A 20,608-nucleotide genomic window follows, 5' to 3' on the forward strand; every position below is an offset into this window, starting at 1 on the left:
ATCACCTAATCAAAATGGAGCCGCCGACCTCGGAGAACCTCAGTGGCGGGAAAGCATTCCTCGAGCACACTAACTGTCACTTGTCGAACGTCTTCCGGAATAGCTTCGCTACCCGAATCAGCAATGGGGGGCTTGTACGTCTAAGCGCCAGCAGGTCTCCTTGTGACCGATGCCGCCAGGACCTGCTACGGTGCCGGCGGAGCTGGTGGTCTCGATGGGTCGGCCAGAAAGGAACCAAGGCGCTTGCCGGCTTCCTCCGGCAACCAGAACGAAAAACGCTGCTGACCGTTCCCAGCACCAATATCCAATTCAACAGCAAAGCCTAACTCGTCACCTATGACGCGGCTAACGCCGAAGCTGAAGACCCGGTTGTATTCAGGGAGGTCTCCGCCCATGAGAATACGCATGCCCTCGGATCCCTCGTGGCCACTTCCAGACATCGAGACGGTACCACCATGAACCATCCACCGAGCACCGCTTTCCAATGCCACCTTATGCCGGCCACATATAGGTACCTCTACGGCAGAACCGGAGACCAGCCTGAAAACGTCTGTAGAAGTCTCAGGACACCGCAGCACGGCGCAGGTAGTCATGCTGGTGATGCTACCCGGACGTTGCTGTTGGTGCTGGCACCCTGGGCGGTGGTGCTCAGCTTGAATCCAAGGTGGTCCTGAATCGAGCGGTCTTAGTGGTCTTGAATCAAGCTGACATATGCAGAAACCAATGATCGACCAAGTACACGAAGTCTTCAGCGGCCATCAGGCAAGTTTGATCTAAGTTCTTCTGCACGGGAAGCGAGAGCCCGACGCTGGCCTCTGGTGAATCTTCTAGCCTGCAGGCCGAGGACTGCTCGGCTGCCCAACTCTCCCACACCCAACAGATAACCTACCCGACGGATTGCTTCGTCCACTTCTTCCGAATCCTCAATTATCTGGAAGACCTCGTCACGCCGATCCATCGCCTGTATCAGGGCATCGAGGATCATCAATTCTTGCCTTGTCTGCCGCTCATCCTCATCCATGCGGCGATTCTTGCACGACGAAAGTCATGGGGGCATTGCGTCCGGTTGAGGATCGGACGGGCTACATCCCCTCAGTCTCGTAGAGTCGAGCGATGGATGCAGTTGCCCTGCCCCATTCGCTCTCAGCGACTCGCTGCTGGTGTGCAAGGAACGATGCGGCGTCCTGGAATTGCTCATCGACCTGCCAGACCAGCGGGTTCTGAGTGGGGTTCACTTCGAAGAAAAGGCATCCTTGCTCGGCGCGCGTCAGCTTGATGTGCAGGGGCAGGTGCCGTTCCACCAACGCGACCTGCTCTTGGCCATTGCAAACAAGTTGCCCAGTAAGGAAGACGTTGCTCATAAGTCATCCTTACATGGCCGGTTTCGGCGTCACGCATCGTCTCGGTGACGGCTAGCCCGCAAGCCGGTCCAACGGAGGAAGGCCGAACGGCATGTCGACGCGATGCGTCACGGGAAGATATTCATTGACGCTTGGTCCGTCTCATTTCAGTTCCAACTGGACGGACTCAGTAGTGTGCCTTTTCCACTGTGCGTAGCTTCTTGGCATGGGGAAATTTATATCGCTGGCTCCGGCCGTGTTCTTGGTGGTTTTACTGGGGACTGGGTGCAGCATCGGGCAGGGCCCGCAGCCGGGAGGAAGCCTACCCCCGTCGGTTGTTCCGCCGGCACCGCCGGCCAAAACAAGCCCATCCGTCCATGCCATCACGCCACATTCAAACAGGCTCACCACAGACAGCTCGCCCGCTACGGGCGAGACAGTTCCATGGACCCTGGTGAGAATCGACAACGAGACAAACCGCGTCTATCTCTCAGCCGATCAGGTTGGCTGTGCTGTGCCGTCTGTGGTGCACCTGCAAGAAACTCCGACAGAGATCGTCATCGCGGTCACGGGCGCGCAGTCCTCAGCACCATTCGGTATTCCGTGCGCCGCACAGAAAGTGAGCCTCATCGGTTACGTTCAGCTCAACGGCCCGGTCGCCGGACGTCGAATAGTGGGAAGCACCCCATGAGGCTGCGCAGGCTATCCGCAGTCCAATTTGGCGAACCTGCAACGGGACGATTCAGGCGCGCAAGCCGACCGTGGTCTGTGCTGGTGCCGGAAGGCCAGCGGCGGCCTGTCACCCCCGAATTCTGACAGGCTGCCGCTGGCGGCTTGGGTGTCCTGCTATTTTGATGCTGCCGCGGTGAGCTTGGCAGCGTTTGCTGCCGCGGTCTTGCGGATTTGGGTTACTTGTTCGATTTGCGGGGCGAGTTCCTGCATCCGAGTGGTGATGTACTTGTCCAGAACGCCATCAACGCTCGAATGGAAACCGGTCTGATCACGGCAAACCGCGTCTGTCACGGCGATCCTGATTTCTTCCTGGCCACCGGCAGCTTTGCCTGCATCTAATGCTTGTTGCGGGTTGGTGAAGGAGGGGTAGGCGGTTTCCTTCATGCAGGCTTGCCAGTTCTGGACTGCCTTGGCCAGTCCGGCGTCACCGGACACGGACAAGGTGGCGGGGAAGAATGAGTTATAGGCGATGCCGGTTGCCAGCATGTAGTTCTCGACGCTGCCATAGATCTTGGTCATACCTTGCCCGCGGCACCCTCCTGCTATCGTTCCCGTGCCCTGGTCCGTGGTCACCGGGGCCGTGCCTGCTGGTCCGTTGAGGGCTTTGACGAAGGCCGGGTCAGCGAACAGCCGCCCCTCGGCCGTGTCTGGTGTTGGTTCCAGAGGTCCGGTGATGCCATAGCCGCTGGTTTTGGCTGATTCGACAGTTAGCCGCGGGAATCCGATGGCTGCATTGAGGTCCAGTGTCGGGTTGGTGTTCGGTGGCGTGTAGTCGAAGCCTGCACTGGCCATGCACGCGCGGATGACTTCACGCATGCCCGCTTCGGCGGTGGGGTCCGCCTGGGCATAAGCCTCGGCTTGGCGGACTATTCCTGAGACTGGTTCCGGTGAGGCGGTGACGGACGCGCCCGGAATGGATGCCGCTGCAAGCGCTGCTGCCGCTCCCGTCGCGAGTACAGCGGCCCCGATGATCTTTCGTTTCATGATGGCTCCTTAGGTTGTTTTGCCAATGCGGTGGCTGGCCTCCGCTAACTGCGAGGCCTATGGGTGTGGTGGTTTTCGCGTGCCTAGTGCAGAAGCTGGTTCTGGTAGGCGAAGGCCACAAGCTGGATCCTGTTCCTGAGCTTGAGTTTTGCGAGAATGCTGCCCACATGGGATTTCACGGTGGTTTCGCTGAGGAACAGTTCCCCCGCGATTTCGGCGTTTCCCAGGCCTTTGGCGGCGAGCAGGAAGACGTCGCGCTCACGGCCGGAAAGGTCGTCCAGGGCGGTGTGGTTGACGGGCCCGGGCGTGGTGTAGTCGCGGAGAAGTTCGTTCGTCAGGGCTGGTGCCATGACTGAATGCCCTGAGTGCACTGTGCGGATGGCGGCCAGCAGGAAGTCAGGTGTCGTGTCTTTGGTCAGGAAGCCGGCCGCGCCGGCCTGAAGGGCCCTGACCACAGCGTCATCATGCTGGATTGTGGTCAGCACAATGACCTTGGGAGAGCCTTGGGGCAAGGCGTCCATGATCTTCCTGGTGGCAGTGATTCCATCCATGACGGGCATACGGATGTCCATCAGGACGACATCCGGTTCCGTTTCCTGGACCAGGGTGACCGCGGCTTCTCCGTTGACGGCGTCCCCGACGTACTCGATGTCGGCTTGGCTGCGGAGGATCATCTGCAGCCCGGCGCTGAACAGTGGCTGGTCGTCGGCAAGGACAATGCGTATGGGTCCGTTCGTCATCCCACTACTCCTTCCATAGGACGGCCATCGGAAACCTGCTCGTCCAGGATTCTGGGCTCAGCCTTTTCCGCTGCGGGGAGGAAAGCCAGCACCTCAAAGGTGCCTTCACCGTCGATTGTCTCTACCCAACCGCCTGCTGCAGCGGCCCGCGCCTTCATACCTGCCAGCCCCCGGCCCAACGGAAGGCTGCCGCTCTTGCTCTGATGGGCGTCGCCGGTCCGGAGCGAGGAGCGGACCCGCAGTTCAACGGATTCCGACTGCCACACGAAGGCGAGGCGCACTCCCTTGGTCCTGTCCCCGTGTTTGAAGGCGTTGGTCAGGCTCTCCTGTGCCAGCCGGTAGATCGTCAGATGCTGGGCTGGCGTCATGTCCCAGGGTGAGCCGGAGGTGTCGATTTCGACAGTCATGCCGCTGGAGGTCAGCCGGGCCGCCAGCGCGGTTGTGTCTTCTGCCCGTTGCCCGGGCTCATGGCTGAGGTCGGTGGCGAAGCCTTCGATGAGTCGACGCGTTTCCACAAGGGCAGACCTGGCTGAATCGGCGATGATTCTTGATGCTTCCTCTACTGCTTCTGGTTCAGTGCGGTGAATGAAGCGGATGCCGTCGGCCTGGGCCACCACAACGGTCAGGGAATGGGCCAGGACATCGTGAAGTTCCCTGGCGATCCGGTTGCGTTCTTTTTCCAGGACAAGTTCAGTAGCGGCCTCCCGCAGCCGGTACTCCGCCGCCAGCTGTGCCTTCCGGCTCCTTGAGGCATTGTTCATCGCATGGCCAGCTGCCCACCCGGCAAGATTCAATGCAGCGAAAGCCCCGAAGATCAGGAAGGCATATGCGGCAGTACGGAGTGTCCCGCGACCGTAGATCTGATTGCCGAAGACGAAACTGATCCAGGTCTGATCAGAGAACCAGTTGACCGTCGTGATGCCGGCGAACACCACGGCTGCTGCCGGCGGGATCCACCGAGGACGGCTTCTCCAGCCAACCGTGGCAAAGAAAACCACCAGGGGTATAGCGGCATAGCTCAAGACACCGGACAAGAGCACCAGAGGAAACACCTTGAAGGTTTGCAAGAGCAGCGCAATGAAAACACAGCCAATCCCTGCCGCAGGCAGTAACTCGGCCACCGCGACGGCGGTGACAAGTGCCAGCAGCAAAGCCGTGTTCCGGTCGAAACTGCGCTGTTCCAGGACCAACAGGGTCCCAAGCAACAGAGCGGCGCTAACAGGTGCTGCTAGCAGCCTGACCGACCGGAATGAAATGAACATGACTTCACCCTAAACGGGCCTCCACTACTCTCCGGGCCCGTTCAGAAGAGTTCCTCCCAAAGGACCAAGAAGTTCCACCTACAGGAGGACTAACCGTCCCCAGCTCTGAAACGGAACGATTCGGCGCCGGCCCGATCCTGAATTTCGGGTTGAAACTCGGCGTAACCGAGCCTCGCCATGGGGAACCCCGAGCGGAGCGTTCCTAAGCCAGACGCCGTTCCTATGCGGTGGCAACCAGTTCTAGTTCGTAGCCATCGGAGTTTACGAGATAGGCGGCGTAGTATTCGGGTCCGCCAGCGTTCGGGTACTTGTCCTTGAACAAAGGGTTCCAGCCGTGATGCGCGCTCTCTTCAGCCAGAGCGTCTAGACAGTCTCGGCTCCCGGCTTTGAACGCCAGGTGATTCAGCCCGGGCGCAGTGCGCTGATGTTGTCGGCTGCTTAGGTCCGGTGATTCTTCAACAACTATGTAGGTGGGACCCAACCGCCAGCTGATTCCGCTGCCCCAATTCTGATAATTCTCGTATCCCAAGCGGGACAGGATCCAGCCCCATTCATCTTTGGCCCGTTTGAGGTTAGGTACCCACAGCTCAATATGGTGCAGGGCGCCTTTGGAGTCATCGTTCACGTTGTGAGTCTTTCATGCATCCAGAGCCGGTAAGCCACCGCGCTTAGGGTCCAGTCCCTCGTTCCCATAAATGACCGATTGGAGGAACCTTCTGCGAGACGCCCGATGGGCATTCATCCGGACACAGCAAGGCCGACGAGAGCGATGATGACGACCACGAGGATGACTAGCAGTTCGGGGTAGACGAGGAAGAACAAGCACACTCGCTGCAACAGCGAGTCTTTCCTGTGTTCAGGATCCTCCTGTCCGGTGTCTTCGTGGAGCATGATTCCCCCTCCTGGTATCAGTTCCGTTTCGCTGGGCCGGCGCTCAGAGTCACTCTGCCGACCCCAATTCTCAAGCCGTTTAGGGGATTGCTGGAGGGTACTAAGCCTGAGGACTGCCTCAATTTCTGGGGCTAGTAATCGACACATCGCCGCTCTTCAAGCCGCGCCGAAGGCAGTCTGCAATTCGGTCAGCGTCTTCTTTTGTCGCCGCTTCGCGAAGTTTGATGCTCAAGTGCGTGGATGGCAGGTTTGCGCTTTGAATTGACTCTTCGATAATCGGGTCTTCCAAGCATGGGTCGATCACGCCGCTCCGCGGGCCGGATACGCCTACTATCCACCGGTCCGATGTGCCGGAAGTGAGGCCTGCATCACCAGGGCCCACTGCGCAGCTCCCTAAGGCAAAGGGAAGAACACTGATACCCATGATCCACTGGTATGTCGTCCTCCTGGCCCCTTCCTGAGCTCGCAGCATGGCCTGAGCATACTCCGGAAGATCGAAGGATCCCGCGTGGCGGCAGGCTATCCTGAGCTGCCAGCCTAGATCCCGATGCCTAACGTTGAGTGGCACCTTTTGGACAACGCTTGCGTCTGCGTCCGCTTGAAGCAGCGTTGTCCATGGCGCATGGCAGAATCAGCTTGTGGAAACCCCTGAACCTGTGATCGTGGACTGGCCTTCACTCCTGTTCGCGCTGCTCGTGGATTCACTCCTGGTCTGGGGACCAGCGCTTGCATTGTTCTTTCTCCTGCCAGCACACCAGGGCACGATTGCCGTCGCTATGGTGCTTTTAGCGCTGATAACGAATGGTGCGCTTTACGCCCGAGGAACCACCCTGGGCACCTTTCTTGGCGGCTTCCAGCTACGGACCCGGCGCCGGCAAGCACCCGGGCCGGGGTACGGTCTGGTCTTCGCGCTACTGAGCTTCGCACCCGTGCTCGCCATCGTATTCTTGTTTGCGGTCAGCTTCACTCCTGGTAACAATGCATCAGGTTTCCTAGGCAGGCCGGAAAACCTTCCCCTTTTCGGAGAACAAACCCGTCGACGGCGATTCCTGCAGGCAGCGGATGACTATTGGGAACGCTGGGCTGACTAGCACCTCGGCGCCTCAAAGCGATCGACCAGAAGGACCCTCCACCGTCCACAAGCTGACCCTTACGGGGACGGGTTTTCAACGCGAGACCCCTTCGTTTCCGCGTGTAGTCTTTCCCTTCATGGGAAGTCATTCAGGAGCCCCGGCTGAGGGAGAACAAAGAGTACCCGTCGAGCAAGTACTCAACGGGCTCGAAAGTGCATGCCCTCGAGCCAGGGGAGACTGTGCTGGAGGCCTTCATCCTCCTCAAAGTCCTAGACCGAGACGGCGACGTTGCGTGGTCATACCGAACCACTAATCGACTCAGTCGTGAGGAATTGCTCGGGGCGCTAGCCGTGCAGGTGGACGTGCTGCGCAAGTCGCTGCGCGATGAATGGGACGACGACTAAGGTCAACTGACGGCTCGGGCTGCAAGAGTGGTCCGGTGGCTGCCCTAAGCCGAACCGCTACCGGAGATTTAGACCGTTGTTGCTAGGAGACTTCTCCTCGAGAGCGTTCTTTGAGCAGAAGCAGGCTTGCGGGAGTGGCGGCGAGCTCGATGACACCTTTGTCGGTGTTCAGCGCGATAATTCTTCCCCTTGGGAATACTCCCCACATGCCTTTCTGGGTTCAGATGCGGGAGTTGGCGTCGAATACACTTCAACCGGTCCAGTTGCAGGGCCGGTTAAGCCGGTCTTTGCTTGAAAAAGGACTCTGTTCGGTTCTGCCTTTGCGTACCCCTGCGCCCACCTCCCTTTAAGCACTGATCCCTTCTCGCGATGTGCGCACTCGAAAATTCCTTGGTCTGCGTCCAGTGCTACCCGCCGTTTTTTGGCTGAAATTAGGGGCAACGAGAGGACTACTGTGAGGGTCGCACTGATCGCGATAGCGACGGCAAAGCCCAGCCAAAAACCTAGTTCCTGTATCAGGGGATTCGCCACCGTCGTTATGACCAGCAGTGAAGGTACGAAGGTCAAGATACTAGAGTCAGAACTCTTCTCTAACCGGCTACGAGGTGTCGGTTCGATTGTCGGCTGGTTCATTCGCTTTGCCTGACCTTCCAAAATTTATGGCTACCCTACGCCTCTTTCGGGATCACCAAAACTGAACCGGGGAAGGGATTATCGTCGCACTATCTTGACTGCCACAGTCCGAAAGAGGGCAGCCCGTAAAACGTCCCGTAAGCCGGTCATTCACCGGACGCCCCGCCATTCGATCTGCAGTATTGCATTCAGCTCGGGGCGACCGTCCCGCAGGGCCGGTCCGATGAAAAGTCCGGTGACGGGCTCCTATATGGCGCACTGCTACGCCTATGGCGGACACTCCTGTTCATGGGTGAAATAAAGGTTGGCTACGCAAGGGTTTCCACCGATGAACAAGACCTCACCGTCCAACGGGATGCCTTGGCGGCCATGGGGGTCGAGGATGATCGTATCTACGTCGATCATGGTCTCACTGGCACTAACACGAACCGTCCAGGCCTGCGTGAAGCGCTGGCTGCGTGCCGCAGCGGCGACACCTTCATGGTGACGAAACTCGACCGGCTGGCCCGGTCCGTCCGGGACGCGCATCAGATCGCCGACGACCTCGCGGCGCGCGGAGTGAAGCTAAGCATCAATGGTTCGTTACATGATCCCGCGGACCCCATAGGCAAGCTGCTCTTCAACGTCCTGGCCATGGTTGCTGAGTTCGAGGGCGATCTCATTCGGGCTCGAACGCGGGAGGGCATGAAGATAGCCAAAGCCAAGGGGCGGCTGCGTGGGAAACAGCCCAAGCTGTCGGCCAGACAGGAAGCACTCCTAGTTCAGCTGCATGACGCTGGCGAACACACCATGTATGAGCTGGCCGAACTGTTTTCCGTTGGACGCTCCACCGTCTATCGTGCGCTCGAACGCGCGCGCCAGAGGGCTGAAAAGAAGGCCGGCTCCTGACAGTCGCATAGCTGGCCCACCAAAACTTGAAGAAGCCAAAGCGAACCCCGCTAACGTGAACAGGCCCGTTCATCCCGTCGTCGTGCGCGTCCTAATCAGCCCAAGGCAGGCCGCTGCCGCCGCGACGGACACCACCGTGACGATCCCGAACGGGAGGGCGTTGTCCGCCCCGCCGATACCCACCAGCGGAGCCGCAACGCCGCCGAAGGCGAACCTGGCCAGGCCGAGCAGAGACGACGCGGTGCCGGCGATGTCTGGGTAGCCCTTCAGCGCCAGGGAGGTTGCGGGCGGGCTGGCCGCCGCCACGCCGCCAACCATGGTGAAGAGGGAAAGGATGACGGCAATCAGCGGCAGGTGCAGGAGCGCGGTGGTCAGTAGGCCAAGGGAACCGGCAGTGGCCATGGCCAGTCCGATCACCATCGTAGCCTTCTCGGACCAGCGTTCGGCCAGCCGGCCGCCGAGGAAGCCAAAGGTCATGAACCCCAGCGAATTCAGGCCGAAAGCGAACGAGTAGCCCTGCGGCGAGAGCCCGTAGATGCCCTGCAGGACGAAGGTGGCGCCGCTGAGGTAGGCGAAGATCGCCGAGTACGTAAACCCAGTGATCAGCACGGCGCCGACGAAAACGCGGTCCGCGAGCAGGCGCCGGAAGTCCTGGAGCGTATGGAAAAACCCGCCTGCCGACCGCCGCGAAAGCGGAAGCGTCTCCTTGAAGATCACGATGCAAGCAACCAGAATGGCCACGCCAACGGCCGCGAGGAACAGAAAGACGCCGCGCCAGTCTGTGACGGTGGCGAGCTGGCCGCCGATGACCGGACCAACGATGGCTGCCAGGCCGCCGAGCACGGTCAGGCGGCCGTAGTAGCGCAGGAGTTTGGCACCCTCGTATACGTCCCGCCCGGCTGCCTGTGCAATTACGATTCCTACCGCCCCGGCCAGACCTTGGACGAACCTGGCGGCGATCAGCGTTTCAACGGTCGGGCTGACGGCACAGAGAACGGACGTCAGCGTGTAGGCGGCGACGCCGATGAGCAGGGGGAGCCGGCGGCCGAAACGGTCCGACAGCGGACCCGCAATGACCTGGCCGATGGCCAGGCCGAGCAGGCAGGCAGTGATGGTCAGCTGCGCCGTGGATGTGGAACTCCGCAGTTCCGCCGTCAGTGCCGGCAGGACTGGCAGGTACAGGTCCATGGAAATGGGACCGAAGATGGTCAGCAGACCAAGGACCATGGCCAGCGGCCGTCCGACTGCCTGTTCACGCGTGGTCACCGGAGCGTCGGTCACAGTCACGCTGCCTCCGTTCAGGGGGTAAGGGGCCGCCGCAAGTTCGACGGCGGGAGTTGGGTGCGGTTCCACCTAACCAGCCTCTGCAACGCTGGGGGAGTCCCTGCTGGTACCCCTTCCAGGAGGACCTCCCATGCGCCTTGCCGCTCCCGGAAGCGGTCCCGGGCGTTTCAGCCCTCAGTCCTCCGGCTCGCCCAATCCGCGGGCGGCCAGCGCCTCGCCCGTGTGGCGGGCATACGCAACGGTGGTGATGAACACCGGCAGGACCAGCGCCCGGGGGTTGCGTTCCAGTCCGCGGGCTCGTGCCGAGTCCCGGACATCCGAAAAGGCCCCCGCGATGAACGGGATGCTGCGCAGCATGATGGCGATGGTCAGGGCAAACCGCTCGGGGTCAGCGCCGAAGCGCCGGAACGGGCGGGCCAGGGAAACGACGCCGTCGAGCAGCCGGTGCAGCGGCGTGGTGGCGGTCAGCAAGGACGCCGCCACGACGCACAGCAGGATGTTCAGCACAATCCGCGCGGCAACAGGCCCGCCCAGCTGCCACCACTGGAAGGCGCCGATGATCAGCAGGATGGGGAGCAGCGGCCGTACTGCGCGGAAGAGGCGCATGGGCCCGGCGCCGCTGAGCAGGAACAGTCCGCAGAGCACGGCGAGGGCTGCGGCGGCCAGCCGCCAGTCGACGATCAGGAATGAGGCCATTCCGCAGGCCAGGACGAGCAGGAACTTCACCCACAGCGGCATGCGGTGGATCAGGGACGTGCCCGGCACGTAGTTGGCGAGCAGGAAGCCGTGGCCCCTCACCGGGATTCCCCGCCTGAGAGGCTCCGCGCAGAAAGCGAGCGGTAATGCTCGACGGCGGCGGCAGCACCGCCGTCGTACGCTATCCGTCCGGACTCGACCACCAGAACCCGGTCCATGTCCAGCGCCAGCTCCAGGTCATGGGTGGACATCACGATCTGCTGGCTCAGGCCGGCGAGGGTGCGGCGCAGCAGCTCGCGGTTCCGGAGGTCCAGGAGCGTGGAGGGCTCGTCCAGCACGAGCACTTCGGGATCGACCGCCAGCACGGACGCCAGGGCAAGGAGCTGCCGTTCCCCGCCGGAGAGTTCGTAGATGCTCTGGTCAGCCAGGGGCAGGAGCCCGAAACGGTTCAGCGCTGCGGTGGCCTGCTCCCGGCGTTCCTTCCCGCTCCGCACCGAGCGCCGGAGCGAGAGCTCCACGTCCTCGCGCCCGGTGGGCATGACCAGCTGCGAGAGGGGATCGGTGAAGACGAAGCCCACCTGCTGGCGCACGGCCCGCACGTTCCGGACCGTGTCGGCCCCGTCGACGGTTACTGTCCCTTCGCTGGGAACCACGAGGCCGTTGAGCAGGCGGAGCAGCGTCGACTTGCCGGAACCGTTGGCCCCAATGACACCGATCCGTTCCTCGGTGAGTTCCAGCGAAATGTCCTGCAGCAGAACCTTGGGGTCAGGGCGGCCGTCAACGGCCACGCTGACCCCCGTGTTCCTGAGGGAGATGGTGCTCACTGCTGTGCGGAGGCTTCCGGTGTGGTGGATTCCGGTGCGGACGCTTCCGGCATCGCGGCGTTCGGTGCTGCGGCCTTCTGCGGGAGCTGCCGGACGCGGCGGACCAGCAGGTCGGGGAAGGCCTTGTGCAGGGCCATGGCCACGGTAACGGCGAGGACGTTCTTGATGATGTCGCCTGGATAGAAGGGGAGGTCGGCGAGGAACGCCTTGGAGAAGTCCAGCTTGGCGTTGATCATCATGCCGGCGATGCCAAGGCCGTGGACCAGCACAATGCTGGTGGCCATCGCCGACACAAACAGCAGCACGGCACGGAACTTCAGCGTGCGGCGGATCACGACGGCGGCCAGCCAGCCCACCGCTGCGGCGGCAAGGGGGAACGCGATGATGTAGCCGGCGGACGGGCCGGCCAGGATGCCCAGGCCACTGCGTCCGCCGCTGAAGATGGGCAGCCCGGCAAGGCCGAGCAGGGTGTACAGTCCGACGGCGGCAAACGCGCGGCCGGCACCGAGGGCAAGGCCGGTCAGCATGACGGCGAGAGTCTGGAGCGTGATGGGGACGCCGAGGCCGCCCACCGGGATGGCCGCAACCAGGGCAGACGCCGCCACCAGTGCGGCGAAGACTGCGATGAGTCCGAGGTCGGTGGCGTTCCAGCGGCGGCGCTTTGCCGGCTGCAGGGCGCTGGCGGAATGGGTCTGGGTCATAGGAGGTCCTGTCGAGGGGGTACAAACAATTATCAGCTCGTCTCGACGTTACTGGCCCGGTAGTAGCCGCATTTTGTTGGTCTTCTACAAGAGTGGCTGCCCGGGGTCTGGTGCTGGGCACAAATAGTCCGCTCCTCGGGATCAGGGAGGCCGCTCCTCCCGGGCGCGGAAGGCGTGTTCTGGCAGGGTTGCGCTGGCCGGTAGACTTGAACGGGCCGTTCTCACGGCCGGCATCCCCGGCGTTCCAAAGTTTTCGCCGTGCGGCATGCAACCGGCCGTGCTGCGGCTTCCCTGTTGTGAAAGGCCTTACCTGCTTTGATTACCGTTCAGGATCTTGAACTGCGCGCCGGCGCCCGCCTGCTCATGGACCAGGTGAGCTTCCGGATCGACAAGGGCGACAAGATCGGCCTCGTGGGCCGCAACGGTGCCGGAAAGACCACACTGACCCGCGTCCTTGCAGGCGAGGGCCTGCCTGCCGCCGGCAAGGTGACCCGCAGCGGCGAGATCGGGTACCTTCCCCAGGACCCCCGGACACCGGACATGGAGCAGCTGGCGCGGGACAGGATCCTGTCCGCCCGCGGCCTGGACATCGTCGTCGGCAAGCTGAAGAAGGCCCACGACGAGATGGCCAGCGAGGACGCCGCGGTGCAGCGTAAGGCAATGAACCGCTACGACCGGCTCGAATCCGAGTTCCTGGCCGCCGGCGGCTATGCTGCCGAAGCCGAGGCGGCAGCCATTTGCTCGAACCTTGCCCTGCCGGACCGCCTGCTGAACCAGCCCCTCAAGACCCTGTCCGGCGGTCAGCGGCGCCGCGTGGAGCTCGCGCGCATCCTGTACTCGGACGCCGAGACCATGCTCCTCGATGAGCCCACCAACCACCTCGACGCCGATTCCATCGCGTGGCTCCGTGACTTCCTCAAGAACCACCAGGGCGGACTGATCGTGATCAGCCACGACACCGAGCTGCTCGAAGCCACCGTCAACAAGGTGTTCCTTCTGGACGCCAACCGTGCCCAGATCGACTTCTATAACATGGACTGGAAGCGCTACCTGACACAGCGCGAAACAGACGAACGCGCCCGCAAGCGGGAACGCGCCAACGCGGAAAAGAAAGCCCAGGTCCTGTTCGACCAGGCCAACAAGATGCGTGCCAAGGCCACCAAGGCCGTTGCAGCCCAAAACATGGCCAAGCGCGCAGAGCGGCTGCTCAGCGGGCTCGAAGCAGTGCGCGAAAACGACCGCGTGGCCGCTCTCCGCTTCCCGGATCCGTCCCCTTGCGGCAAGACCCCGCTGACGGCAGAGGGCCTCAGCAAGTCCTACGGCTCGCTGGAAATCTTCACCGACGTGGACCTCGCCATCGACCGCGGCTCCAAGGTGGTCATCCTCGGCCTCAACGGTGCCGGCAAGACCACCCTCCTGCGTATGCTCGCCGGAGTGGACCGCCCCGACACCGGCGACATTGTGCCGGGGCACGGGCTCAAGGTGGGCTACTACGCCCAGGAGCACGAAACCCTCGACGTCGACCGCACCGTCCTCGAGAACATGCGTTCCTCCGCCCCCGACATGAAGGACGCCGAGGTCCGCGGCATCCTGGGCTCGTTCCTGTTCTCCGGCGACGACGTCGACAAGCCCGCCGGCGTGCTCTCCGGCGGTGAGAAGACCCGTCTCGCCCTGGCAACCATCGTGGCCTCCAGCGCGAACGTTCTTCTCCTCGACGAACCCACCAACAACCTCGACCCCGCCAGCCGCGCCGAAATCCTGGGCGCACTGCGCAACTACACCGGCGCCGTCGTCCTGGTCAGCCACGACGAAGGCGCCGTGGAGGCCCTCAACCCGGAGCGTGTGGTGCTGCTGCCCGACGGCGTTGAGGACCTTTGGAACGAGGACTACCTGGACCTCATCACGCTGGCCTAATTTCGCCGCGGTTCTGCCGCCAGCATGCAGAAGTGTCTGCCCAGCCTCGCTCGAGGTCCTTCAATGTCAGACCCCCTCACGAGACTGGTTCTATGGAAGCCATTGGGGGATTTACCGATCACCGGGCCATAGAGTCCGGTGCCGGTGGGTTGGCTTCCGTCGCAGGGAACGACGGCGGTGGCCGGCTCAGCGGTGTCGTTTCCGGCGGCGGCACTTCAGTAGGCCGGTTGCCCGACGGCGGCGGGGCCGGACTCCGGGGAGTGTCTCCCGAGACCGTGGCTAATAATGTCGTACCCCCTCACCAGAATGTTTTCATGGAAGCCGTTGGGGGGTTCACTGCAGGACCGGGCCGGACGGCCCGGTGCCGGTGGGTTGGCTTTTGAGCCGGTTTCTGTTGGTGCTAACGCCCTTGAAAGCGTTCCTGTTGACGTTGGCGCCAGTGTCCTCGAGGGGGACGTGGTTGATCAGGCCTTGGCCGTGCTGGAACCGGGCGCGATCACCGCCGAAGACACCGCGTTGTGGGGTTTCAGGCAGGCCGCGGATTTCGCCGGCCGGGTCGAGCAGCTCTCCCGGCAAGTAGAGCGCCTGCAGGTGCTCGCCGCGGGCGCGGTGGACCGGTCCCGCACTGCCGCCCTCACCGGGGCAGCATCACCCCTGGTTCCGGTCGCCGTTGCCGAGCCCTTGCCGGGGGATGACGGGTCGCGGAACAGTGTCGAGTTCCTCCAGGGAAGGCTGGGGATCAGCTCCGCCGAAGCCCGCCGCCGGATCGGGCTGGCCGACTCCGTCCTGCCCAGGACCGGGTTCGGCGGGCAACAGCTCCCGCCGAGGTATGAAGAGCTCGCCGCCGCAGTCAGCGCCGCCCGGATCAGCTCCCGCGCCGCGACCACCATCACCCTGGCCCTGGACCGGGCACGGCATTTCACCACCCCGGAGCACACCGCCGCGATGGAACACGACCTGACCCGAGCCGCTATCGAGAACGACACCGACTTCCTCACCCGCGTCGCCCGGCACTGGGCAGAGGCCATCGACCAGGACGGGACCGAACCCTCCGAAGCGGCCCTCCGGCAAATCCAGGGCGCCTTCATCCGCCGCCCCAAACACGGCCTGCAGCACCTGGAAATTTTCGCCACCGCCGAACAGTTCGAAACCATCACCACCGTCATGAACACCGCCACCAACCCCCGCACTCCGGTACCCGGGAACGGGAACGGCGGCGACGGAACCAGGGCCGACGGGAATGGCGCCGACGGAACGGGTGCCAACGGTATGGGTGGTGACGGGGCGGGCAGCGCTGAACCGGCCAGCCTTGCCGGCTGGGACACCGAGGGCGTCCCCGAGGTCTCCCTGGATCACCGCTCACAGGGCCAGAAACGGCTCGACGGGCTCGTGGGCGCGCTGCAGACAGTCCTCACCACCGACACCCTGCCCGCCAACGGCGGACACCGGCCCCAGATCCTGGCCACCATCAACTACCGCGACCTCCTCGCCGATCTCCGGAAACGCCAAGACGCGCAATGGGCCCAAGGCGCGCAATGTGCCCAAGAAGGGCATCGGGCCCAGGAAGCGCAGTTGGGCGAGGAGGTCCAAGAACCGCATCCCGCCCGCACCGGCCGGACCACCACCGGCCGGACCGCCAGCGGGACGAACACCGGCACCGCACTGTTCGCCTTCACCGGGCCGGTGAACCCGGCCACGATCCGGAAAATCGCCTGCGACGCCGACATCATCCCCGTCGTCCTCGGCACCGACGGCCGGATCCTGGACATCGGCCGCGCCTCACGCGTCTTCCCGCCCCACATCCGCAAGGCCATCACGGCCCGGGACCAGGGCTGCGCGTTCCCGGGCTGCACCATCCCCGCTGCGTGGTGCGAAGCCCACCACATCACCTACTGGTCACGCGGCGGAACCACTGGAACCGGCAACGGCGTCCTGCTCTGCAGCCACCACCACCACCTCATCCACAAAGAAAACTGGCACATCGAAGTCACCAACGAGGTGCCCTGGTTCAAACCCCCACCAGAACTCGACCCCCACCGAAAACCCCGCCGCAACACCTACTTCCACTCACGACCCCAACACGAATGAACCGCGCCACGACACTGCCGCGCCACGACAGGGAGCCGCGCCACGACAGGCATCCACGCGGACGACAGCGCCGAAAAGCGGGCTCAAGCAATCATCTTGGTCAGCCACGATGAAGGGGCCCCCGAGGCCCTCAACCCGGAGCGCGCGGTGCTGCTGCCCGACGGCGTTGAGGACCTCTGGAACCAGGACTACCTGGACCTCACCACGCTGGCCTAGAGCCGTCGGTCCCCGAGCCGTCGGTCCCCGGGCCGTCGGTCCCCGGGGCCCTGGTCACTGCGCCAGTGCCCGGGGACTTCGAGCCCGCCGGGCAGCCGTGTCTCAGGATTGCCCCGCGCGCTGTTGAGCTGCGGCTGCGTTAGGTACAGGGCCCGGGATAAATCAGCGCCCTCCAGCCGCGCATCCCTGAGGTCTGCGCCCAGCAGGTCCACTGCCGTCAGATCAATGCCGCGCAGGTCTGCCCCAATGAGGCAGGCGCCCCGAAGATCGGCGCCGCAGAACCGGAGCGTCCGGAGGTCCGAGCCCGCCAGGTCCGCCGCCGGCTGCAGCCGTTCATCAAGCTCGTCGCCGGCGGCGAAGTAGGCGGCCCGGACTTCCTCGCTGACCTCCACCAGTACCTGCCGCACCCCGTGATGAAGTGTCCCGACGTCGAGGGCGAGCAGTCCAGGCAGCGGTCCCTTCGCGGCGTTCCCGATGGCGAGCCGGAGGTCCTGCACCGCGGTGCCGGTCTCGGGGTCGAACGCTCGCTCCTGCGCCTCGGCCAAGTACCAGAGCATCTCGTGCAGCTGCCGCACGATTTTGAAGGCAGGGAACATTGCGTACTTGCTGTCCGGCTTATCGCGCCAGCTGACGCCGTCAAACAGCCCCTGCGACACAGCCTGGCCCGCGCCGAAGCAGTCGAAAACGGTGCAGCCGCGGAAGCCTCGCGGGCGCAGCCGGTCGTGGATGCCGCAGGAGAAGTCAGCGGCCAGGTTCGGGCACGGCGTACCCGCAGGCTTGTCGATGGCGAAGTCGGCTGAACGTGAAAAGCCGAAGGCGGTGCAGCACAGCGCGAAGCAGTTGCTGCAGTCGGGGTGCAATTCGTCCCGGCCGGAAACGGCGGTTGGCCGCGGAAAGGATGTGCGTGGAATGGATGTAGCGGTCAAGTGAACTCCCAAGAATGATGCGGATGTGTATGTCGCATGGGGAACTCGTCGTCGAGTTCCCTCGGCGGACACACCCAATCACCGCTCCGGAACGGAACGCGGGAGAGCTGCCGCGAGAGGGCAGCTGCTGTGAGCTAGAGAGCAAAATGAAGAATCACTGGCTCCAGAATACCTGCATGCGCCAGGCATTTCGGGTAATCGTCACTGATCAGTCTGGTGGTAATCCTTCGCGTCGGTAGCTAAGCTCTTTCCGCTGTGACAGCTGTATCCGCCAACCCGATCAGCCGCACCCGAGGAGAGCCCCATGAGCGCTACCTACACGTTTGACGTCTTTTCCAGCCTCGATGGCTTCGGCTCCACCAGCGGCAACTGGGGCGGCTACTGGGGCAAGCAGGGCCCAGAGCTGCTCGAGCACCGCTTCGCCCTGTACGGCGGGGAGCAGCGGATGGTCTTCGGGGCCAACACGTATCGGGCGTTCGCACAGATGCTGGCCTCAAGCACTGAGGAGTCCGACGTCCGTGACCCATGGGTTACGCGGATGCGGAACCTGCCCGCAACGGTGGTGTCGAGCACGCTGAAAGCACCGCTCGACTGGCCGGACGCAGCTGTCGCAAGCGGCGACGCCGTCGACGTCGTCGCCCGGCTCAAGAAGGAGTCTGAAGTGCCGCTGCGCTCACACGGCAGCCTGTCGATGAACCGGGCGCTGATGGCCGCCGGCCTGGTTGACCGCGTCCAGGTGACCGTCTTTCCAGTGATCACCGGCCAGACCGGTGAGGAACCGATCTTCGAGGGTGCCGCCGACTTCGACCTCGAGCTGATCGAAAGCCGGACGCTCGACGGCCGAACCCAGCAGCTCATCTACCGGCCCACCCTTCACGTCTAGGGCCCCCTACCGCACCCGCAACACGTGTGCGTCCGTGATGCGCTGCAGTTCGCCGTAGCTGATGGAGAACATCGGGTGGTGGTCGCCGGCCCCGGCCCAGAGCGTGGCGTACTCTTCCAGCGAGGCGTCCAGCAGCGTGCGGATCCTGGCCGGGTGGCCTACCGGCGCAACTCCGCCCACTTCCTGGCCCGTGTGGTGCAGGACGAAGTCCGGTGCGGCACGGCGGATCCGTCCAGTCCCCAGCTGGGAGGCGACCAGCCGGACGTCCACTTTCGCGGCGCCGCTGGCGAGGATCAGCAGGGGAGTGCCGTCCACTTCGAACACCAGGCTGTTGGTGACCGCAGCAACGTCGCAGCCGAGCGCATCAGCCGCGGCGGCCGCCGTCGGAACGGCGCCGGGGAGAACCGTCACTGTGTCGCGGGCTCCGGCTGCGGTCAGGGCGCGGCGCACGTTGGCCACCGGGTCGGCAAGCATGTCCGTGCTCCTGTTCTCAGTAGCCCTGGGCATCCAGGATCGCGTCTTCCTCTTCCTCCGCCGTGGGGCGCTTGCGCTTCCGGGGCGCCGGCGGACGACGGCGGGCTCCCGCGGCGGTGAGCGCGGGCTCGCCCTCCGACATCTCGGCGTCCTCGGCGTCCATGGCGGCGTTGCGCGCCTGCTGCCGGGCCGCGTAGCCAAAGCCCACAAACATGAGGACGCCAAAGGCGAACCACTGCAGCGAGTAGGACAGATGCGTCCCCTCGTCCACCGACGGCATGGGGAACGGCTGCGGCATGTCCGCCACAGGCGGCGTCTCCGACGCGAGCTGCCCGTAGGCTCCGGTGAGGAGCGGGGAGCCCAGCTCCGCCGAGTAAGCCGGCAGGTCAATGGAGGCGAGCTGGCCTTCCGGGGCACCGCGCTGCAGCGTGGGTTCGCTGTGCTTGAGCCGCACCACTGCCGTGATCTGCCCGGTCGGCGGCGCCGGAATGGAGTCTGGCCGGCCGGGAGTCTTGTTGCCGATCGGCAGCCAGCCGCGGTCAATCACGACCGTCTCGCCCGACACTAGCTTGAACGGCACCACCACCTCGTACCCTGGCTGCCCGTTAAGGGGCCGGTTGCGCACGATCCGCTGCCCGTCGACGTCGTACGTGCCCTCGAGCCTAACCTGCGTCCATTCCCGCGACGGGTCCAGCTGATTGAACTCCTTACGCGCCTGATCAAACGTGATGGGAGTGGCCGAGTAGTTGGAGGTCACGCGCTGAATTTCCGCAAGGGTCTCGGCCCGGCGGTCCATCTGCCAGCGGCCGAGGAAGACGCAGCCGGTGGCAAAGATCGCGGCCAGCAGGAGGTAGCCCAGCCACTTGCTGGAAAACAGGAACTTGTACATTCAGCCGTTCCCGCCGGTCTCTGCGGCCTCGAGCGGCACGGTTTCCTTCCAGAGCCCGCGCGTCTGCAGGTAGTCCTCCAGCCACGCCTTGTGCTCGCCGCACGCCAGCCACACTTTGCGGCGGTCAGGCGTGTGGATCTTGGGGTTGTTCCAGAGCAGCTGCCAGGACGCGTCGGCCCGGCAGGCTTTGCGGGAGCACGTGGCTGCGGACGCCGGCCTGGCAGGATCGCCGCTGCCGCCACCCAGGTTGAAAATGTTCATGAAGCTTTCTGTCCCCGGCCGTCGTCGTCGTCTTCGTCATTGGTGATGAGTTCGCCCTGGAGCACCGGCGGTTCATCGTCTGCGTCGGGGCTTTCCGGCTCCCAGGATTCCCCGGCCGCCCCCAGCTCAGCGTAGGGCGTGTAGTCGAGCAGCGCGTCGCTGTGGATCTCCGCCTTGTCCGAACCGTTGGCGATCACCACCGCGATCCAGGGCAGGAATACCGCACCCGCCACCGCAACCAGTTTGAACCAGCCGTCCACCACGAAGATCAGGATCAGGCACACCATGCGGATGGCCATGGCAAGGGCGTACTTGATCATGCGCTCCCGCATGTCTTCGGAATGCGCTGCGGCGGCGTCCGTGATGCTGATTACTTCCGGATGACCGGAGGTGGCGTCACGCTTCCCGGGCGTCGGCTGTCCGGGCAGGGGTTCAGATGTCACGACTGTTTGATCACGCTCCAATGGCTACCCCAATTCTCTCACCATCCTCAGGAGGCTCCCAA

22 protein-coding genes are annotated in these 20,608 nt (G+C 63.7%); 5 read left to right on the forward strand and 17 right to left on the reverse strand.

What is annotated here, in order from left to right:
• Window positions 1–185: 185 nt before the first annotated feature.
• The 8 genes from ACHMXB_RS06400 to ACHMXB_RS06435 all read right to left on the reverse strand — a co-directional run bounded on the left by ACHMXB_RS06400 (window position 186) and on the right by ACHMXB_RS06435 (window position 5,949).
• Window positions 186–407, reverse strand: a complete 222-nt coding sequence (locus ACHMXB_RS06400) for a hypothetical protein (protein ID WP_395403765.1) — start codon at window positions 405–407, stop codon at window positions 186–188.
• Window positions 408–748: 341 nt separating this feature from the next.
• Complete coding sequence (locus ACHMXB_RS06405) at window positions 749–1,021, reverse strand: DNA gyrase subunit A (protein WP_395403767.1); 273 nt, start codon at window positions 1,019–1,021, stop codon at window positions 749–751.
• Between the two features lie 61 nt (window positions 1,022–1,082).
• Complete coding sequence (locus ACHMXB_RS06410) at window positions 1,083–1,361, reverse strand: putative quinol monooxygenase (protein WP_395403769.1); 279 nt, start codon at window positions 1,359–1,361, stop codon at window positions 1,083–1,085.
• 825 nt (window positions 1,362–2,186) lie between these two features.
• Complete coding sequence (locus ACHMXB_RS06415; protein ID WP_395403771.1) at window positions 2,187–3,056, reverse strand: hypothetical protein; 870 nt, start codon at window positions 3,054–3,056, stop codon at window positions 2,187–2,189.
• A gap of 83 nt (window positions 3,057–3,139) precedes the next feature.
• Complete coding sequence (locus ACHMXB_RS06420; RefSeq protein WP_395403773.1) at window positions 3,140–3,796, reverse strand: response regulator; 657 nt, start codon at window positions 3,794–3,796, stop codon at window positions 3,140–3,142.
• Complete coding sequence (locus ACHMXB_RS06425; RefSeq protein ID WP_395403775.1) at window positions 3,793–5,058, reverse strand: histidine kinase; 1,266 nt, start codon at window positions 5,056–5,058, stop codon at window positions 3,793–3,795. The genes ACHMXB_RS06420 and ACHMXB_RS06425 overlap by 4 nt, the downstream gene beginning before the upstream one ends.
• A gap of 220 nt (window positions 5,059–5,278) precedes the next feature.
• Window positions 5,279–5,683, reverse strand: coding sequence for a VOC family protein (locus ACHMXB_RS06430; RefSeq protein WP_395403777.1), 405 nt, complete (start codon window positions 5,681–5,683; stop codon window positions 5,279–5,281).
• 113 nt (window positions 5,684–5,796) lie between these two features.
• Window positions 5,797–5,949 carry a hypothetical protein gene (locus tag ACHMXB_RS06435; RefSeq protein WP_395403779.1) on the reverse strand — a complete coding sequence of 51 codons (153 nt, stop codon included), beginning with the start codon at window positions 5,947–5,949 and terminating at the stop codon, window positions 5,797–5,799.
• A 638-nt stretch (window positions 5,950–6,587) separates the two neighbouring features.
• Here ACHMXB_RS06435 and ACHMXB_RS06440 point away from each other — a divergent pair.
• Window positions 6,588–7,040 (forward strand): hypothetical protein, encoded by a 453-nt coding sequence (locus tag ACHMXB_RS06440; RefSeq protein WP_395403781.1) that lies wholly within the window; start codon window positions 6,588–6,590, stop codon window positions 7,038–7,040.
• 1,307 nt (window positions 7,041–8,347) lie between these two features.
• Window positions 8,348–8,947 carry a recombinase family protein gene (locus ACHMXB_RS06445; RefSeq protein WP_395403783.1) on the forward strand — a complete coding sequence of 200 codons (600 nt, stop codon included), beginning with the start codon at window positions 8,348–8,350 and terminating at the stop codon, window positions 8,945–8,947.
• A 69-nt stretch (window positions 8,948–9,016) separates the two neighbouring features.
• On the opposite strand, the gene ACHMXB_RS06450 is transcribed toward ACHMXB_RS06445, so the two are convergent.
• From ACHMXB_RS06450 to ACHMXB_RS06465, 4 genes are all read right to left on the reverse strand, one after another.
• Window positions 9,017–10,234, reverse strand: a complete 1,218-nt coding sequence (locus tag ACHMXB_RS06450; RefSeq protein ID WP_395403785.1) for a multidrug effflux MFS transporter — start codon at window positions 10,232–10,234, stop codon at window positions 9,017–9,019.
• A gap of 171 nt (window positions 10,235–10,405) precedes the next feature.
• Window positions 10,406–11,029 (reverse strand): energy-coupling factor transporter transmembrane component T family protein, encoded by a 624-nt coding sequence (locus tag ACHMXB_RS06455; RefSeq protein WP_395403787.1) that lies wholly within the window; start codon window positions 11,027–11,029, stop codon window positions 10,406–10,408.
• Window positions 11,026–11,751 (reverse strand): energy-coupling factor ABC transporter ATP-binding protein, encoded by a 726-nt coding sequence (locus ACHMXB_RS06460; RefSeq protein ID WP_395403789.1) that lies wholly within the window; start codon window positions 11,749–11,751, stop codon window positions 11,026–11,028. Before ACHMXB_RS06460 ends, ACHMXB_RS06455 begins: the two co-directional genes overlap by 4 nt.
• Window positions 11,748–12,452, reverse strand: coding sequence for a biotin transporter BioY (locus ACHMXB_RS06465; protein WP_395403791.1), 705 nt, complete (start codon window positions 12,450–12,452; stop codon window positions 11,748–11,750). The genes ACHMXB_RS06460 and ACHMXB_RS06465 overlap by 4 nt, the downstream gene beginning before the upstream one ends.
• A gap of 315 nt (window positions 12,453–12,767) precedes the next feature.
• On the opposite strand from ACHMXB_RS06465, the gene ACHMXB_RS06470 reads away from it, so the two are divergent.
• Both ACHMXB_RS06470 and ACHMXB_RS06475 read left to right on the forward strand, forming a co-directional pair.
• On the forward strand, window positions 12,768–14,366 hold the full coding sequence (locus ACHMXB_RS06470) for an ABC-F family ATP-binding cassette domain-containing protein (RefSeq protein ID WP_102973571.1): 1,599 nt from the start codon (window positions 12,768–12,770) through the stop codon (window positions 14,364–14,366).
• A 456-nt stretch (window positions 14,367–14,822) separates the two neighbouring features.
• On the forward strand, window positions 14,823–16,454 hold the full coding sequence (locus ACHMXB_RS06475; protein ID WP_395403793.1) for a DUF222 domain-containing protein: 1,632 nt from the start codon (window positions 14,823–14,825) through the stop codon (window positions 16,452–16,454).
• Window positions 16,455–16,666: 212 nt separating this feature from the next.
• Here the strand turns inward: ACHMXB_RS06475 and ACHMXB_RS06480 are convergent, their stop codons facing one another.
• Window positions 16,667–17,596: a pentapeptide repeat-containing protein gene (locus ACHMXB_RS06480; protein ID WP_395403795.1), complete on the reverse strand. Its 930-nt coding sequence runs from the start codon at window positions 17,594–17,596 to the stop codon at window positions 16,667–16,669.
• Between the two features lie 304 nt (window positions 17,597–17,900).
• On the opposite strand from ACHMXB_RS06480, the gene ACHMXB_RS06485 reads away from it, so the two are divergent.
• A complete protein-coding gene (locus ACHMXB_RS06485; protein WP_395403797.1) occupies window positions 17,901–18,479 on the forward strand; it encodes a dihydrofolate reductase family protein in 579 nt (192 codons plus the stop codon).
• A 6-nt stretch (window positions 18,480–18,485) separates the two neighbouring features.
• Here the strand turns inward: ACHMXB_RS06485 and ACHMXB_RS06490 are convergent, their stop codons facing one another.
• The 4 genes from ACHMXB_RS06490 to ACHMXB_RS06505 are packed head-to-tail and all read right to left on the reverse strand — an operon-like array spanning window position 18,486 to window position 20,546.
• Window positions 18,486–18,953 (reverse strand): YbaK/EbsC family protein, encoded by a 468-nt coding sequence (locus ACHMXB_RS06490; protein WP_395403799.1) that lies wholly within the window; start codon window positions 18,951–18,953, stop codon window positions 18,486–18,488.
• A 16-nt stretch (window positions 18,954–18,969) separates the two neighbouring features.
• Window positions 18,970–19,842, reverse strand: a complete 873-nt coding sequence (locus ACHMXB_RS06495) for an SURF1 family protein (RefSeq protein ID WP_395403801.1) — start codon at window positions 19,840–19,842, stop codon at window positions 18,970–18,972.
• The gene (locus ACHMXB_RS06500) at window positions 19,843–20,103 is read right to left on the reverse strand and encodes a hypothetical protein (RefSeq protein ID WP_395403803.1); all 261 of its coding nucleotides are present in this window, start codon (window positions 20,101–20,103) and stop codon (window positions 19,843–19,845) included.
• Window positions 20,100–20,546: a DUF3099 domain-containing protein gene (locus ACHMXB_RS06505; RefSeq protein ID WP_395403805.1), complete on the reverse strand. Its 447-nt coding sequence runs from the start codon at window positions 20,544–20,546 to the stop codon at window positions 20,100–20,102. The genes ACHMXB_RS06500 and ACHMXB_RS06505 overlap by 4 nt, the downstream gene beginning before the upstream one ends.
• Window positions 20,547–20,608 lie beyond the last annotated feature (62 nt).

Origin of the sequence: Arthrobacter sp. UC242_113, assembly GCF_044054585.1 — a bacterium.
GTDB lineage: Bacteria > Actinomycetota > Actinomycetes > Actinomycetales > Micrococcaceae > Arthrobacter.

Coding starts and splice junctions, on each gene's coding strand:
- ACHMXB_RS06400 (WP_395403765.1), bottom strand. CDS start 407: ATGCGTATTCTCATGGGCGGAGACCTCCCTGAATACAACCGGGTCTTC.
- ACHMXB_RS06405 (WP_395403767.1), bottom strand. CDS start 1,021: ATGGATGAGGATGAGCGGCAGACAAGGCAAGAATTGATGATCCTCGAT.
- ACHMXB_RS06410 (WP_395403769.1), bottom strand. CDS start 1,361: ATGAGCAACGTCTTCCTTACTGGGCAACTTGTTTGCAATGGCCAAGAG.
- ACHMXB_RS06415 (WP_395403771.1), bottom strand. CDS start 3,056: ATGAAACGAAAGATCATCGGGGCCGCTGTACTCGCGACGGGAGCGGCA.
- ACHMXB_RS06420 (WP_395403773.1), bottom strand. CDS start 3,796: ATGACGAACGGACCCATACGCATTGTCCTTGCCGACGACCAGCCACTG.
- ACHMXB_RS06425 (WP_395403775.1), bottom strand. CDS start 5,058: ATGTTCATTTCATTCCGGTCGGTCAGGCTGCTAGCAGCACCTGTTAGC.
- ACHMXB_RS06435 (WP_395403779.1), bottom strand. CDS start 5,949: ATGCTCCACGAAGACACCGGACAGGAGGATCCTGAACACAGGAAAGAC.
- ACHMXB_RS06445 (WP_395403783.1), top strand. CDS start 8,348: ATGGGTGAAATAAAGGTTGGCTACGCAAGGGTTTCCACCGATGAACAA.
- ACHMXB_RS06465 (WP_395403791.1), bottom strand. CDS start 12,452: ATGACCCAGACCCATTCCGCCAGCGCCCTGCAGCCGGCAAAGCGCCGC.
- ACHMXB_RS06485 (WP_395403797.1), top strand. CDS start 17,901: ATGAGCGCTACCTACACGTTTGACGTCTTTTCCAGCCTCGATGGCTTC.
- ACHMXB_RS06490 (WP_395403799.1), bottom strand. CDS start 18,953: ATGCTTGCCGACCCGGTGGCCAACGTGCGCCGCGCCCTGACCGCAGCC.
- ACHMXB_RS06495 (WP_395403801.1), bottom strand. CDS start 19,842: ATGTACAAGTTCCTGTTTTCCAGCAAGTGGCTGGGCTACCTCCTGCTG.
- ACHMXB_RS06500 (WP_395403803.1), bottom strand. CDS start 20,103: ATGAACATTTTCAACCTGGGTGGCGGCAGCGGCGATCCTGCCAGGCCG.